Genomic DNA, 15,546 nt, shown 5'->3' on the forward strand with positions numbered 1-15,546 from the left:
TTATTTAAGCCCTTCGCGATTATAAAAGACGAGGCAAGAGGATGGATGGGGAAAAAGGGCAACTGCGCTATGCGAGTGTATTATCACTGTTAATCGCCTGCGCCCTTTTTTTGGCGGCGCGTCTGATTTATTTATTTGTGGCAGATCCAGAGCGCTTCCCAATAAGTACTGTAAAGATTGCAGCCAGTTACCACCATATTTCGCATAAGCAGCTGGAAGAGGTACTGGAAAAATATTTAAATGACAGCTTTTTCTCTTTGTCGGTAGGAAGACTGCATACGGAGCTATCAGCTTTTGAATGGACTCGCCAAGTGCATATTGAACGAGTCTGGCCGGACACTCTGAAAATTACCCTGGTAGAAAAAATTCCATTCGCGAAGTGGAATGACGCTATGCTGACTGAAGATGGAGAAATGTTCAATGAGGGCAATTCTCAAACAGATATGTTGCTACCGGAGCTGAGTGGACCGTCTAATCAATACAGAGAAGTCTTACAAGTTTACAAAAAAATGAGTAAGATATTATCAATTTATGGTTTGCACGCATCCTCACTGGAATTACGCGACAATCATGCCTGGGAGCTTGGTTTGGATAATGGCGTGCAATTGCGACTGGGTAAGCGGGACCTGGAAAAGCGAATATTAAGGTTTTGTAAGGCTTATCCAGCAGTTTTTGCAGAAAAATCAGCGCAATTGGCAAGTGTCGATCTACGCTATCCGCGTGGTATGGCAGTGCAATGGAAAAATGAAGCGGGAAGATAATGGCTAAAAAATCAGAAAAGAATATCATAACCGGTTTGGATATAGGAACATCAAAGGTAGTGGCGCTGGTTGGGGAAGTTAGCTCCGATGGAACTATTGAAGTGATCGGTATAGGGCGCCATCCATCTCGTGGTTTAAAACGTGGTGTAGTTGTCGATATTGAGGCAACTGTGAACTCAATACAGCGAGCCGTACAGGAAGCGGAACTAATGGCTGGCTGTGAAGTACGAACTGTATACGCCGGGATCGCCGGCAGTCATATTCGCAGCCTTAATTCGCATGGTATTGTGGCTATTCGTGATCAGGAAGTCTCCCAGGCTGATGTTGAGCGGGTTATTGAAGCAGCAAAAGCAGTCGCCATTCCTGCTGATCAAAAAATTCTGCATATCCTTCCTCAGGAATTTATTATCGATAATCAGGGAAGCATCCGCGAACCAGCCGGCATGTCAGGTGTTAGACTTGAAGCCCGAGTGCATATTGTAACCGGAGCGGTGAGTGCTGCGCAGAATATAGCAAAGTGTGTGCGCCGCTGTGGTCTTGAAGTATCAGATGTCATTCTCGAGCAATTGGCATCCAGTCATGCAGTACTTACTGATGATGAAAAAGAGTTAGGGGTCTGCGTATTGGACATTGGCGGGGGTACAACAGACATCGCTGTATTCGCCGAAGGAGCTATTCAGTATACCGCGGTGATTCCAATTGCCGGCGATCAGGTAACCAATGATATCGCGATGGCGCTAAGAACCCCAACCAAGGCGGCAGAAGTGATTAAAGTCAACCATGCCTGTGCCTTGCCTGAGTTTGCGAACGCTGATGAAATGCTGGAAGTTATAAGCGTGAATGAACGTCCCGGTCGAAAAATTTCCGCAAAAATTCTGGCTGATGTGGTTTCGGCACGTTATGAAGAACTATTCAGGTTGGTTAGAAATGAGTTAAGACGCAGCGGATTTGAAAATCGAATTGCTGCGGGAATGGTGATAACTGGTGGGGGTTCCTGCGTGCGCGGTGCTATCGAATTGGCGGAATTATGCTTTGAAATGCCGGTAAGACAGGGGTGTGCACATCATGTGGCAGGATTGGTGGAGGCGACAAGCAATCCCTCACTGGCCACAGGGGTGGGTTTACTACTGCACGGATTCCAACAGCAATATGAAGGAGGCTACAGCGTGCCGACTCTTAGCGAGAGTGGTAAAAGCATGTGGTCCAGAATGCGTGAATGGTTTCAAGGGAATTTTTAAACTGGAGTTTTAGGAATACAGGATCTAATCGTTCATTGAATTATTAGGCCCTGTATAAAAATGAGTTGAATTGTGTGTGGACATGTTCTGATTTATTAAGTGGACAGCATGATATACATAATCTCTAGGTTCTGTGAACCAATTTTATTGTGAGCGAAAATGCGGATAATTGAGTGTCAATATGTCTTTGAATGAGGCGAATAGCGATTTCTATTTAACGAATTCAAAGACATATTGGCACCAGTTAGCAGCATTTGCAGCCACAATTAAAATTGGTTCACAGAGCCTAAGTATTAATCGGCAGTTAAAAAGAGGGGAGAGGCAGGAATGTTTGAATTAACGCAAAGCCAGGACAACAGTGCCGTTATCAAAGTGGTGGGAGTTGGCGGCGGCGGCGGTAATGCGCTTGAGCACATGGTCGCTGAAAATATTGATGGGGTTGAATTTATCTGTGCCAATACTGATGCACAGGCATTGAAAAACTCCAACGCCAAAGTTCATATTCAACTGGGTGATAATCTCACCAAAGGACTTGGCGCAGGTGCCAATCCGCAAATCGGCCGCGAGGCGGCGGAAGAAGATCGTGACCGTATTCGCGAAGTACTTGAAGGTGCGGATATGGTATTTATTACAGCGGGTATGGGTGGCGGTACCGGTACCGGTGCGGCTCCAGTGTTTGCTGAGGTGGCCAAGGAATTAAATATCCTTACTGTGGCAGTTGTCACCAAGCCTTTCTCTTTTGAAGGTAAACAACGAGCCCTGGCTGCTGATGAAGGAATCAGACGTCTTGCTGAGCATGTGGATTCGTTAATTACAATTCCTAATAATAAGCTCTTAAGCGTTCTGGGTAAAAATATCAGCCTGCTTAATGCCTTTAAAGCGGCAAATAATGTATTGCTGGGTGCAGTAAAAGGGATTTCTGATTTAATCACCCGTCCAGGATTGATTAACGTGGATTTTGCTGACGTACGGACAGTAATGTCAGAGATGGGCATGGCGATGATGGGCACCGGCAGCGCCACCGGCGAGCAGCGAGCCAGACAAGCGGCAGAAGCAGCCATTGCCTCGCCTTTATTGGAAGATGTGAATTTCTCAGGCGCACGCGGTATTCTGGTGAATATTACTGCCGGTCTTGATATGTCAATCGGCGAATTTGAAGAAGTGGGTGATGTGGTGAAAGAGTTCATTTCTGATGATGCCACGGTCGTTGTCGGTACCGTCATTGATCCGGATATGACCGATGAGATGCGAGTCACAGTCATCGTCACCGGTTTAGGTGATCCCAATCGCGGCAGACAGCAGCAACAGCAACCGCAATACGCTGGCATTGCCAAAACCCGCACTTCCGAATCAATGCGAAGCGATGGCACCTTTGATTATCAGCAATATGAGAGACCGGCTGTGATGCGAAAGCAAGCAACTCCTGCAATGCAGTCGTCTGCTGCCAAGTCAAACGAACCCACTATTCCCGATGTCGATTATCTCGATATTCCGGCTTTCTTACGCCGTCAGGAAGAGCAGGTAGAGTCTTAAGTCTAAGTGCAGATTGGGAATGGCCGCCCAATCTGCATCTTCTTATCAAGTGGTCAGATGCAAATTAAGTTAAACGTATTCAATAATGGCTCCTGTGCTCAAGTCTATGCTTTCTGTGACCCAGATGAGGAGGCTTGGCTTAACTTCAGAATTGTCAAAATATGGCATAATTCGACAAAAACCAGCATGGTTGGGCTTAATGCTGCTCCTGATAATTACGACAATGATTACTGTGTTAGCTTTGTCAGTAAAATGTCTTTTAATAGTTTCTGCTCTCAATTTGAATTGTCGGAGTATAACCATCCTGAAAATTATCAATATTTGACTCACAATTGCTCAAATGCTGCGTATTATGCGCTGCTGCTGGCGGGAGTCACCATGCCCGCCAATAGCTTGCGATGGATGAGTTTTTCCAGTTATGTTTCTGTTCCAGGGCCATTTCTAACACCTATTGAGCTATTCAATCGAGCTAAAAAATATAAGACCAGCCTGCTTGAATACCCTACGCAACCATTCAGCAGAATTTCTTTCAGATTTGAACTGGCCTCATCGAGATTACATTTTTGGGCAAGAACTGCCGCCGCCGAAAACAGAGATAAAATTCATACTCTACTTTCTGAAATGAATCAGCGAATAAAAAAACGGCCTTGGCATGCAGAGATACATCTTGAGACGTTAGTTAATATAACTGATTGGCTAATGCATGAAGCTTCTGAGAGCGAAGCGACTGATTATGAACAATTGGCGTCTACATTTCGCGAAAGGAACAATTTTGTTGAGACTCAGTTTCTGGATACAGCAATTTTTGCACTAATTTTACTTAAATTTTTAATGCTCCTGCATCATGGTCTACTCCATTACGAGACAAACTGGCAGTTTGCACAGAGTTTTCTTAAAAATGCTCTGATTGGAACACAAAATGACTGGCTAATGCTAATTCCGTTCTTCCTGCTGGTGATCGCCACAGGCGCTTACGATATACTCTATCCTCCCAAGGTCGCAGAAACAGTGCTTTCCCGCGTAATGAAGGATTTGACGGCTGATGCAAATAAACAAAATTCAATACAAAACCCCCGGCGTTTTCGTTTTCTGGCGCCATCGGAGAATCGACGAAATGAGACTACAGCTCAGTCAGATGATTTGCCGAGCGACCTGACTCTAAGCAAGTATCGATAAAATAAATAAAAAATTAGACTAATCAACCGATTGTTGATATGATTGGGGGAATTATTGTGTGAAAAAATGGGATATCTGAATAAGGTGATCGCTGAATGATTAAACAAAGAACTCCTAAAAAGGTGATTCAAGCGACAGGTGTTGGTTTGCATTCTGGTGATAAAGTACTTTTAACCTTGCGTCCCGCTCCAATCAATACTGGCATCGTATTTAGACGTATCGATTTAAATCCCGTGGTCGAAATCCCTGCAGTTTATGATTATGTTGGCGATACCATGTTATGCACGTCATTACTGCATCAAGGGGTAAAAGTTGCTACAGTAGAGCATCTGCTTTCTGCGCTGGCTGGTTTGGGTATTGACAATGCCTATGTCGATATTAATGCGCCTGAACTGCCGATTATGGATGGCAGCGCCGCGCCTTTTGTTTTTCTGATTCAATCGGCCGGAATTCGTGAGCAAAGCGCCGCTAAACGCTTTATTCGCATTCTCAAGCCTATTCGTGTCGAAGATAATGGCAAGTATGTGCAATTTCTTCCTTATAATGGCTATAAAGTTTCATTTACTATTGATTTTGACCATCCTGTTTTTAATGACAAGCCGCAAACAGCGACTTTTGATTTCTCAAATACTTCCTATGTGAAAGAAGTTTGCCGGGCCAGAACTTTTGGTTTTCTTTCTGATTATGAAAAATTACGTGAAAATGATTTAGCCAAAGGTGGAAGCCTGGATAATGCGATTGTTGTCGATGAATACCGTGTTCTGAATGAAGATGGTCTTCGTTTCGACAGTGAGTTCGTTACCCATAAAGTGCTCGATGCCATCGGTGATTTGTACTTGCTGGGCTGTGGATTAATCGGTGCATTTGAAGGTTACAAATCAGGTCATGAACTCAATAATCGCCTGCTAAGAGAGCTGATGGTTCGCCAGGATGCCTGGGAATATACTTATTTTGACGCCGAAAATTACATGCCTGCCATGCCAGGTTTTATGCCCGTAGAAGCCTGATTCTCGTTCCGCAAATAATTAAGCGTAGGTCGGGCGCTTTCGCCCGACATTTCATCTAAAGTGAAACTAGCGTATTCAAGCATTTAGCAATTATCAATATGGCATTCTTCTTTGGATAAGTAAACTTCATCTCATTTGCGAAAAATTGAATGTCGGGCGAAGCGCCCGACCTACGCTTGATTAAGCTGATCCAAGAGCCTGCATATTAAAAAACACAATCGCGCTTTCGGGGTTCTGCGCCGCCTCGTTAATTTCCTCAAGCATTAAATCATGTGTTTCCCAGGAAATTCGTTTTGTCTCGAGCAAGGTTTGAGAACAGGTCAGCAAAATATCACGAAAATAATAAAAGAACTCCGTTTTTTTACTGAAGTTTCGATTGTCATGATGGAAGGTATGAACCTGGGTTTGAATATTCTGAAACCCTGCATCCATTAACAGGTTACCCAGGCGCACGCCAATATCGCCATCACAGCCCATTTCATGCTGTAATTCATTCATGGCTTTCCAATAAGTGCTGACGTTAGGCAATGGAGGGTAAATGTATGCTGTCTCGTTGAGCTCTTCATAGCAGGAAATGGGTGAGCCCGGTTGAAGCACTTCCCGTACACAGGATAAGACCAGATCCGGTTGCTGCATGTGCTCCAGGACATAGCAGAAATAGGCGCAGTCATACTTGTTCTTTTCCAGCTTAAGATTGGTAGCGTCCATTACCAGAAACTCATATCGCGGAGTACCATCAGGCCATTTGGTCCAGGGGAGGGTGGACAGATAGTGTCTGGCTTGCTCAATTTGTCCCGGCTCGCGATCAATGCCTGTTACGTGGAGATTGGGAAAATCCTTCAGGAGAAGTGCTGTTTGAGCGCCAACGCCTGAGCCTATTTCCAGCAATCGCTCTTTTTTCTGAAATGGCAGATCCTGATGTGCAAAATGGTAAATCAGTTTGGCTTGCTGGTATAAACGCTGGGTTTCTTTTTGATTATATCCGTGAATGTAATTGATTGGGCTGTTTTCCATATTATTGTCCATAATAGATCCTTACGGGTGAAATCCAGAACATCTCCAATTTACTATAGTAAGTTTTTTAGTTTATTGTTAAATTCTGTGTTGCCCCTCTATGGCTAATAAATCGATTATTGTCCCTTGATTTAGATAATTTTCAATTAGAGCTTTTAGGATAAATCGTTTACTATATGAGCGTTTTTCTATGAATTTGCAATAGGGAGTTTTGCTTTATGTTTAATAAAAGTAGTTTTGTAAGTTTGATCCTGTGTACTAGTATTGCTTCTGCAGGAACCATGGGGGATATTCAAGAGCCCTTATCTCACTGGACAGCTGGCGTCAATCTCCAGGTTGTTCAACCCTTTTTCCAAAATAATCCAGCATTTTATTTTCTTGAAGCTGAACGTATAGCTTATTCAGAAGCATTTTTCTACGTTAATGACGTCCAGCACCAAAGAGATGTTTCTCACAATATGGAATTGGCCCCCGAGTTTTTCCTGGGATACAAGCTAAATAATGGCTTAGGATTTTATACACGCTACTGGTTTTTTGATGATGACACCAGGCAATCCGTTGCGACACCTCAGACCTCGGTAACAGATCTTACCTTGTCTTTTCCCATTTCTTCAGCGGCTCCTATCGGCCTGGACATTGATACCAGGGATAATAACCTGCCTGACTCGATGACCGTTACCACTAGCCTCAAAACACAGGTATGGGACGGCATTATCACCCAGGATTATCAACTTGCCAACTCCAGGTTGACACTGGGCGGCGGAGCACGATATGCCTATATGTCGCAATCTTATAATGCATTTGAAACACAACTTCCTGGTGCTACTCTGGATATCAGGATGGATCCTCCTGTTCCTCAATTCATTACTGCTCACGAAAAGACCCTGCATTCTGGCCATAATTTCAGAGGTTGGGGGCCTGTTATCCAATTAGAAGATAAATTGCCATTATGGCAATCGGGATTTTCTCTCGTCGGTACTGCCCGCGCTTCTGCAGTGTTTGGTCGATCCAAGCAGACGGCCAGCAAAACCCTTCTGGTTCGTGGAACACAATATGTTGACGATGTATTAAGTGAAACAGCGTTTGTCCAAAGAACCAATCATCATCAAACAGTGCTTGAAATTGTTGAAGCAGAACTTGGGATCGCTTATGAGCGAGAGGCTCTTAATGGCAAGATCGGCGCTCAGCTTTCAGTCGTTGCACAAGAATGGTTCGGTGGCGGCAGCGCTTCAAAATCTGCTACAACAGGCGCAGGATTCGGTTTGCCTGGCAGCGGAATGACAGGAGCGCCGCAAGTAGCTGGTGTCACGGCCGAGAGTAATTTTGGCTTTTTAGGAGCAGCATTTAAAATCAATTATCAATATTGATCTCAATAGCGCTGTTGAATTTTGAACAGCGCTATGTTCTGGTAATCGTTGTTCATCCAATTCATTTTGCAGAATTTCTTTTGTAATTTTGCATGCTTTGGGGTGAGCAGGGCTATAACATATATCTTATGCCTCCATTATAGCTCCAACCATGAAAACCATAACTTGTCACATCCTGCTGGTTTGCTATATCCCCATAAATACTGAGGCGGGGAGTTAAGTGGCCACTGAGGCCGCCTCGCACTTGTAGCATGGTGCCAAACTTTCCAGTATCAAAACCAATATTGCTTATTTGGATAGTATGCCCGCCTCCTAATCCCTGCAATAAATTGCCTTCAAGGTAAGTGGTAATAAAATGGTTTGTGGTATCTTCTGTACGTAATAAACGCAAACCACCCCGAAAAATACCTTGCCTGGGGTGTTCCCAATGGATACCAATCTGGTTTATGTCGGTTTGCGAATTAAAGTGTAGCTGCTGATAAACTATTTGTAGTTCGGGTTCTAAAATAAGTTGATGCCAATTAAGCGCTATGGGATAACCTGTTTCTAAAGAAACATCAATATTATTACCGGTTAATCTGGCTAGCCAGGTCCGGGAAAGCGTATCAATGTGCTCATTAAAACGGCCGCCGCCAAAAATAAAATCCCAGTACCAGCCGGACTGCGCTTGCCAGGTCATTAAAGCTGACACTGTTTCGGTATGAGCTGAATTGTTACTTTGTCCATCAATCGCTACGGGTTTGTAATTCAGATCTCCCAATACCCCTGCCAGACCGATACGCAGTATTCCTCTCTCATTCTTGGCTTTAATAATATTGGTGCCGAATTGAACCGCTGAATAGCGACTGGAAAAGTTATAGCCATATTGGTTAAAACTACGGTTAGTCGAATAATTTAAATGATCACCAAAGCCTCGCACAAAAAACTCGGGATGATCTTGCGAATTATCATGGATAGTATTCCGGATTTCACCCAATCGTCGATGAAGCTCACTGATGTCTTCAAACTCTGCAGCAAACAGTGCCTGTGGTGCTGAAATGTAAGCCGGAACCTGGGGAGCAACAGCAAAACGTGAGTTAAGGACAGGCTGATTCGGGAGTACGGGACCTGATGGCGTCATGTAGACACTTTGCAGGCGGTAATCCCAATAGCCGCCAGGATTGCCAACCAGATTTTGTGCCGGATCAGCAGGACCATAAATTGAGTCAGGTCCATAAGCATTCAGCTGAAATCGATAGGGTGAGGTGGGAATTATCAGTTCATTATTAAGAAGCTGAAAGCTTGTCTGAGCTGCACTGCCAGCAACCTGAATTAAGGAAATTCCTGTGGATGCCGCAGGTAAAGGACTCATGAACGGTGCTGCCAGGTATGGAATGACCGTAACCCTGGTATTATCTGCGGCATTGCCTGAAATCAGGAGTCTGTCTGTAACCTGATTGGCTAAAGGTCCTCCGGCATTTAAGAAGGTCGCGAGGGTCAAAGCGCCCTGAACCATCCCGGTACTATAATTTCCATTCACCTGCAAAACGTTACCAATGGCTAACTGCCCAGCCAGATTTATCAGGCCGGCATTAATTAAATCAGAGCCTAAAGTCAGGGTCCCAATGACATTCCCCGCCAGATTTCCCAGGGAATTGCCAGCACCCAGGATGCCCTGGTTAACAACAACACCATTTATCAAACCATATCCCGATAAAATCGTATTAGGACTAACCTGAACCGAGCCTGTTCCCGTAAGCGCTGCGGCTGGGTTGCTTGCATCACCTACCACTAACGCCCCTTGGGCAATTAAGGTATTACCCTGGTAGGAGTGAATACCATTAAGTGTAAGGATCCCTGGTCCAATTTTCTGCACTCCGCCGCTGCCAGTAATAGTTCCGGGATAAATTTCGTTAACCAACTGGTTAAACTCGACTAATCCATTATCAGTAATAAGCGGCATCAGATTGCTGGCAGCACCCGATAAAATACCAGCCGGACCGACCGTCATTGTGCCAAGATAGTTCGTATTATTTCCAGTTAAGATGAGTGTTCCAGCTACTACAGAAGCGGCTAAAGGGGTGGCTACATGAGCATTGTCGTAATTGCCTAAAGAACCGGAAAGCGTCCAGGTGCCGATATCCTGCTTAATTAAAGTTCCAAAATTGGTAAACTCGCCTGATAGAGTATCGGTTCCTAAACCATTAAGTGTTAGTGTATTGGCTCCGCCGCCGCCGTCAACAGTGCCTGTGATGATCGAGCCTGTATAAATATTAAGGGTATCATCGCCATCGCCAAAGGTTAAATTCCCGTTTAACACGGCTCCTGTTTGCTGTGAAAAAATAACACCCTCAGTACCAAATTGACCGATGATTTCATTGTTTGCGCCAGCTGTAATTGTACCAAAGTTATTGACAATGTTTTGTCCAAATCCGGTATTGACATTTTGAAAATAGAGAGCCGAACTTTGGCCTCCCTGAATTGTGCCGTAATTTGTTAAAACATTGCCATCACCAATAAAATTCACCGCTTCTGAAAAGAGCTGTGGGCCATTTGCTGCAACAAGAGCCCCTAAACCAATCATTAAAGTGGATTGATTATTAAATTCAATGGTATTTGCGCCGGCACCATAACCCCCGCCATTGTTTATGCCAAAATTCGATACTACTGCATTTTCACCGATAATAATCGTGGCCATGTCACCCAGTGAAATAGCGGGTGTATTTCCTGTATCCAGGATAGCGTTGGCCTCAACTGTAACCTGCCAGTTATCACTTGCAGGTCCTGCCCCTACCTGCGTTAGGGTCACCCCGCTACACACAACGACAGGACCGGGTGTGCAGGCAGCAAAAACTAGTGAAGACGTCGGGAATTGAAATAACAAGGCAGCAGCAAATACTTTCCCTGTATTAGGAAACATGACCAATCCTGGATAAATAAAAAAATGTCATTAATATTAAAGTAGATGCAGTGGTATAACAACTTGTCCAGCTTCTGTTTTTTGCTTCTCTAATAACAGTTCGGGCTTTCGACTACTTGCCTCGGCAGGCAGGTAGAGGTTAAGCCGGATTAAACGTTCTCAATTATAGAGTGCAGTCGTTTAGGGTGTCTGAGCTGTTATTTGGTTCACTAGTGGCTGAATCTTCAATGACAACTCTCGCTTTGTATTGCTGTAGAAAATAGGGAAAGCCATTGGAAATTAGCTTTAGCGGGGTGAGAGATTCTTCACCCAACATATGCTTCAACAGGATGGTCCGGAATGAGTGGGGGTTGGTATTGCCATTATGTGGCTTTTTATTCTCCAGATAATCAATAAGAAATGCCAGTGCTTCCTGATAAGTATCCTTGGTCTTCAATTCCTGTACAAAATTATTTGCATTCCGTTGCCCGGTTGCGCCATGACGGTTAAATAAGGAAAACCATATTCGCTTGTAATGATACTGATATTCAGCAAAACTTCGCTCCGCCTGTATGATCAGGTCACGGAGGGGGTCCTCATTCTCAGTGAGATCACTCAGGTCTGTCAACTCCATTAATGAAGGCCTTGTTTCTCTCTCCGGCGGTTTCGCAGGATAACTGAGATCAAAAAATGGCGCATCGAAGCCGGCATCTGCAGGAGGACTATTCGGCGCTTCGGGAGTAGGAGATGACAGTTTTTTTAATCGATCGCAGGCCATTGGGATACGAGTAACCCAATGCAGGTTATTTTGATTATCAATCGTAATGCAGTGCTGATTGGGAATATCCTTAAAGGGTTGCGTTGCCTGGCCATTGACTAAATAATGCAAATTTACACGTAAAGTGCGCGCCAGACTATCCAGATGGCTATGAGAGCCCCAGGTATAATTCTGAGTAATTTTTTTCATGCCCATAATAATGGGTGAATCCTCGGAAAATGGGATATCCGTGGGGAGGGATACTTCCTTTCCATAGAGTAAACGCAGGAATAGCGACTGTAAATCGAGGTTGATTTGTTCAAATGGAATTTCTTCTACTGTGTCATCACCCTCTCTTAATTCGCGGAGTAATCGATCATGCTTCGCTTTTAATGCTCTGATTTCTCTTAATATGATTGCGGAGCTGGCAAATTCATTATAATTTCGGATACGATTGATATCCTCATGATATACAGCGGCAAAATCGCTAAACTGGGAGTTAGATCGAAGCCGGGTATAGTCATCACCAGGGTTTGAACAAACCTGTTCCAGTTCTTCCTGTTGACTCTTGAAAAGTAATTCCCGGAGTGCTTTTTGCAGGATATCAAGTAATTCTCTATCTTCTCTGGTGCGTTTCGACTCCTCAATATTAAAAGCGCAAATCCTGGGGTAAAGCGTATCAATAGTGGCTTGTAGCTGGAAGTGTTCCTCTAATGCAAGCCAGTGGTCAAATAACTCCCTGTTGTTGCCCGAGTTTTCTTCCTGAATTATATGGATAAGCCCGGTTGCTAGTGCATAAAAGGCGCAATTTCCTAATCCAGGATTATTAATTGATTTATTGCGAATAATAATTTGTGGCATCTGCTCGAGGGCATCGGCAGGAGGTGCTGATACCTCCTGGGTATTGTTGTAAGCCTCCAGTGAACTGAATTTAAGCTTTGCGTCGTCCATGTAAATCAGATCAGCATCATTTTCTGTGCAGGTGACATCCCAATGTGCTTCTTTATGTTTTAAATAGATACCTGGTCTTGTATTTCTGAGGCTAGGTATCTGGTTTTCATGAATTTGCAGATGCAGGGCCTGACTTAGCCCTTTAATATCACCACAGCTGTAGCCCCGTTGAAATTCATCGGTACGGCTATATTCCTCTGTGACCAGTTTAAGCAGTTCTTTGTCAGACTCTATCTTTGCTTTGTAATCTTTTAATTCTCTTCCTCTGAACCCTTTAAAGTGTGCTCGCAAGCTTTCCAGGATGTAGGTCTTGGTCTCTTTGCTCAGCATATCCAATGCGGGAAAGCTGACCGTTTGCGGTGCTCGCATAGTTATTTCAAACCACTGCCGTTTGGATTGGATATCCGCTTTTCGATGCCACATTAAACTGGTTAATTCGTTCAGTAATACGTTCTGAGTATCAGGCAAAAACTGTTTATTGAATTTAAATAATACAGGGGCGAGGAGCAGTTCAATGTCGCGTGGGCTGTTATAATAGTTAAGCCATAACTTTAATGTATCCCAGGATTTGGGTAAAAAGTTAGGATGCTGTCTGGCGAACTCGTCAAGTAATGCCTGATAGTTTTCTTCTTGAGCATAATGGTCAAGACGGCCACTTAAGATCTCTATAGCCAGACCAATCGCTAAGGCATTGAAAAGACAAGCACCATCTCCGGTAGCTGTAAAAATTTTAGGCATTTCTAAAAACCATATATTAAAGAGTTCCGCTGTACGAGCCATTAGAACATTATCTATTGGTCTAATTTTTGCACAAATTGATTTTGAACTCAATAAATTTTACATTTTTATAACGCTTTCACAACAGATCTTCAAGTATCGGCTGGGTGTTTATTGTGGTTTGCCAGATCTCTCAAGGCATTTCGCAAGGGTTCGAAGCTGCATACATCACTCAATGCCTGTAAAGAAGAACAGGTAGTGGCTGAAAGATATTGACGCTTTTTCTTGTTGGAGGACGGCTGGGTGTAGTTTTCATTCGCCAGTGCCAGTTTAATCGATATCAACTGATACAGACCTTCTTTTCTTAAGGCATCGCGCAGCTCAGGCAAGCTATAGCGTAATTCGGTTGCCCAGGCGGGATCATTGATTTGTACCGTCAACGTTCCCTTGCTAAAACTGCTGACACGACAGTGTGCGCTTAGATGAGTCGGTAAATATTGTTTTACCAGTAAATTAAGCTTGTCAATTTCTGCTGCCTTTTGACAGATGGATTGCAATTGTTTGTTCATGCAATGATTGATACGCCGCATTGGCTGAGAATCTCAATTTGGGATGACGACGAACAGGAGCATAGCAAATTAATCCTATCTGCACTATTATATTTTCACTCTTTATCCGGGATACAAAAATGATCGATAGTGACAGTAATGTGGTGTATGTGGCCAGACTCCACTGGATAATTTTTTTAGGCCCGTTTGTGATGGCCTGTTTGGCCATGCTGTTAGGGATTTATATCGAACAGATTAAAATCGTCGCTTTGTTTTTCTTAATTTTTGCTTTGGCCTGGGCTGCGGTAACCTGGGTTAATTACCATTTTTCTTCCTTAACTATACGAAGAAAGCAGGTCATCTTGCGTGCTGGCATCATGGTTCGCAATACGATTGATATTCCCTTGGGTAAAATTGAGAGTATCGATATTCGCCAATCCATTATTGGCAGTTTATTTCGTTATGGTTCTCTGATGATTACAGGAACCGGAGGAACGCGTTATTCAATTAACTTTTTAGATAAACCTTTGACCTGCAGACGCTATATTGAACAATTAATGCATGAGCCATAACCAGTGGGTCACTGCCATTAAGTCAAGGAAATTTGTCATTCCTAATGGGCATTATAGCTAGCTCAGAGATGGGTCCCCGTCTGCGCGGCATAGCTATCTACACATCATCTCTACACCCTGCGGCTTGTCCGCAGGGTCCAGTGTAAGATATCGCGGGTATTCTCATGGTTAGCCGCTGGGAGATTAAGGAGCTGCCGCAATTGCACAGGAATGGCCTTCACCAAAACCGTGTTGAAATAGGCCTGCAGCGATTAAAGCCTGCACATCGAGCGGGATGTTGTTAGGGCTGCCATTACCGCTGTTGATTGGTGAGCCAAGCTGGCCATAAAGGTTGAGCCCCCAGCATTTGGCAGTCCCTGTCTCGAGCAGCGCGCAGCTATGGTAGGTTCCTGTCGTTATAGCGACCACCCCTGAGCTTAAAGTCTGTACATCAAGCGGGCTATTGTTGGGATTATTAGTGCCGCTGTTGGTCGTGGAACCAAGCTGGCCATAGAAGTTTAGTCCCCAGCATTTAACGGCACCCGTATCGAGCAAGGCGCAGGTATGATCTAATCCTGCACTTAAAGCTGCTACACCTGAATTTAAAGTCTGCACGTCCAGCGGGCTGTTGTTGGGATTATTAGTGCCGCTGTTGGTGGTGGAGCCGAGTTGGCCATAAAAGTTCCTTCCCCAGCATTTAACAGTACCCGTATTCAACAGGGCGCAGGTATGGAATCCCCCTGCAGTGATAGCGACCACTCCTGAGCTTAAGGTCTGTACATCCAGCGGACTGTTGTTTGGATTAGTAGTGCCGCTGTTGGTGGTGGATCCAAGCTGGCCATATGCATTATCTCCCCAGCATTTAACAGCCCCCGTATTGAGCAGGGCGCAGGTATGATAGTATCCTGCGGCTAAAGCCGTCACCCCTGAGCTTAAAGTCTGTACATCCAGCGGACTGTTGTTTGGATTAGTAGTGCCGCTGTTGGTGGTGGATCCAAGCTGGCCATATGCATTATCCCCCCAGCAATTAACAGCCCCGGTGCCGAGC

At 44.4% G+C, this 15,546-nt stretch carries 12 protein-coding genes; 7 read left to right on the forward strand and 5 right to left on the reverse strand.

Annotation, left to right across the window (positions count from 1 at the left end):
- Positions 1-41 precede the first annotated feature (41 nt).
- The 5 genes from LXA66_RS09895 (at position 42) to lpxC (ending at position 5,715) form a co-directional block, all read left to right on the forward strand.
- On the forward strand, positions 42-761 hold the full coding sequence (locus LXA66_RS09895; RefSeq protein ID WP_233013006.1) for a cell division protein FtsQ/DivIB: 720 nt from the start codon (positions 42-44) through the stop codon (positions 759-761).
- Positions 761-1,999: a cell division protein FtsA gene (ftsA, locus tag LXA66_RS09900; RefSeq protein ID WP_112219284.1), complete on the forward strand. Its 1,239-nt coding sequence runs from the start codon at positions 761-763 to the stop codon at positions 1,997-1,999. Before LXA66_RS09895 ends, ftsA begins: the two co-directional genes overlap by 1 nt.
- A 327-nt stretch (positions 2,000-2,326) precedes the next feature.
- Positions 2,327-3,532 carry a cell division protein FtsZ gene (ftsZ, locus tag LXA66_RS09905; RefSeq protein WP_112219283.1) on the forward strand — a complete coding sequence of 402 codons (1,206 nt, stop codon included), beginning with the start codon at positions 2,327-2,329 and terminating at the stop codon, positions 3,530-3,532.
- 57 nt (positions 3,533-3,589) lie between these two features.
- Positions 3,590-4,708, forward strand: a complete 1,119-nt coding sequence (locus LXA66_RS09910; protein ID WP_233013007.1) for a hypothetical protein — start codon at positions 3,590-3,592, stop codon at positions 4,706-4,708.
- 95 nt (positions 4,709-4,803) lie between these two features.
- Complete coding sequence (lpxC, locus tag LXA66_RS09915; RefSeq protein ID WP_112219281.1) at positions 4,804-5,715, forward strand: UDP-3-O-acyl-N-acetylglucosamine deacetylase; 912 nt, start codon at positions 4,804-4,806, stop codon at positions 5,713-5,715.
- Between the two features lie 180 nt (positions 5,716-5,895).
- On the opposite strand, the gene LXA66_RS09920 is transcribed toward lpxC, so the two are convergent.
- The gene (locus LXA66_RS09920; RefSeq protein WP_233013008.1) at positions 5,896-6,741 is read right to left on the reverse strand and encodes a class I SAM-dependent methyltransferase; all 846 of its coding nucleotides are present in this window, start codon (positions 6,739-6,741) and stop codon (positions 5,896-5,898) included.
- Between the two features lie 206 nt (positions 6,742-6,947).
- Between LXA66_RS09920 and LXA66_RS09925 the strand changes: the two genes are divergently transcribed.
- Positions 6,948-8,096: an Lpg1974 family pore-forming outer membrane protein gene (locus LXA66_RS09925; RefSeq protein ID WP_233013009.1), complete on the forward strand. Its 1,149-nt coding sequence runs from the start codon at positions 6,948-6,950 to the stop codon at positions 8,094-8,096.
- A 112-nt stretch (positions 8,097-8,208) separates the two neighbouring features.
- On the opposite strand, the gene LXA66_RS09930 is transcribed toward LXA66_RS09925, so the two are convergent.
- The 3 genes from LXA66_RS09930 to LXA66_RS09940 all read right to left on the reverse strand — a co-directional run bounded on the left by LXA66_RS09930 (position 8,209) and on the right by LXA66_RS09940 (position 13,989).
- Positions 8,209-10,995 carry an autotransporter outer membrane beta-barrel domain-containing protein gene (locus LXA66_RS09930; protein WP_233013010.1) on the reverse strand — a complete coding sequence of 929 codons (2,787 nt, stop codon included), beginning with the start codon at positions 10,993-10,995 and terminating at the stop codon, positions 8,209-8,211.
- A 163-nt stretch (positions 10,996-11,158) separates the two neighbouring features.
- Positions 11,159-13,420 carry a hypothetical protein gene (locus tag LXA66_RS09935; protein WP_233013011.1) on the reverse strand — a complete coding sequence of 754 codons (2,262 nt, stop codon included), beginning with the start codon at positions 13,418-13,420 and terminating at the stop codon, positions 11,159-11,161.
- A gap of 131 nt (positions 13,421-13,551) precedes the next feature.
- The gene (locus tag LXA66_RS09940; protein ID WP_233013012.1) at positions 13,552-13,989 is read right to left on the reverse strand and encodes a DUF721 domain-containing protein; all 438 of its coding nucleotides are present in this window, start codon (positions 13,987-13,989) and stop codon (positions 13,552-13,554) included.
- A gap of 98 nt (positions 13,990-14,087) precedes the next feature.
- Between LXA66_RS09940 and LXA66_RS09945 the strand changes: the two genes are divergently transcribed.
- Positions 14,088-14,519, forward strand: a complete 432-nt coding sequence (locus LXA66_RS09945) for a PH domain-containing protein (protein WP_112220174.1) — start codon at positions 14,088-14,090, stop codon at positions 14,517-14,519.
- Positions 14,520-14,702: 183 nt separating this feature from the next.
- Here the strand turns inward: LXA66_RS09945 and LXA66_RS09950 are convergent.
- Positions 14,703-15,546: hypothetical protein (locus tag LXA66_RS09950; protein WP_233013013.1), on the reverse strand; the 844-nt coding region annotated here is incomplete at its 5' end.

Source organism: Legionella sp. 16cNR16C, from assembly GCF_021297775.1.
GTDB classification, from domain to species: domain Bacteria; phylum Pseudomonadota; class Gammaproteobacteria; order Legionellales; family Legionellaceae; genus Legionella_C; species Legionella_C quinlivanii_A.

Coding starts and splice junctions, on each gene's coding strand:
- LXA66_RS09895 (WP_233013006.1), top strand. CDS start 42: ATGGATGGGGAAAAAGGGCAACTGCGCTATGCGAGTGTATTATCACTG.
- ftsZ (WP_112219283.1), top strand. CDS start 2,327: ATGTTTGAATTAACGCAAAGCCAGGACAACAGTGCCGTTATCAAAGTG.
- lpxC (WP_112219281.1), top strand. CDS start 4,804: ATGATTAAACAAAGAACTCCTAAAAAGGTGATTCAAGCGACAGGTGTT.
- LXA66_RS09930 (WP_233013010.1), bottom strand. CDS start 10,995: ATGTTTCCTAATACAGGGAAAGTATTTGCTGCTGCCTTGTTATTTCAA.
- LXA66_RS09935 (WP_233013011.1), bottom strand. CDS start 13,420: ATGCCTAAAATTTTTACAGCTACCGGAGATGGTGCTTGTCTTTTCAAT.
- LXA66_RS09925 (WP_233013009.1), top strand. CDS start 6,948: ATGTTTAATAAAAGTAGTTTTGTAAGTTTGATCCTGTGTACTAGTATT.
- LXA66_RS09945 (WP_112220174.1), top strand. CDS start 14,088: ATGATCGATAGTGACAGTAATGTGGTGTATGTGGCCAGACTCCACTGG.
- ftsA (WP_112219284.1), top strand. CDS start 761: ATGGCTAAAAAATCAGAAAAGAATATCATAACCGGTTTGGATATAGGA.
- LXA66_RS09910 (WP_233013007.1), top strand. CDS start 3,590: ATGCAAATTAAGTTAAACGTATTCAATAATGGCTCCTGTGCTCAAGTC.
- LXA66_RS09940 (WP_233013012.1), bottom strand. CDS start 13,989: ATGCGGCGTATCAATCATTGCATGAACAAACAATTGCAATCCATCTGT.
- LXA66_RS09920 (WP_233013008.1), bottom strand. CDS start 6,741: ATGGACAATAATATGGAAAACAGCCCAATCAATTACATTCACGGATAT.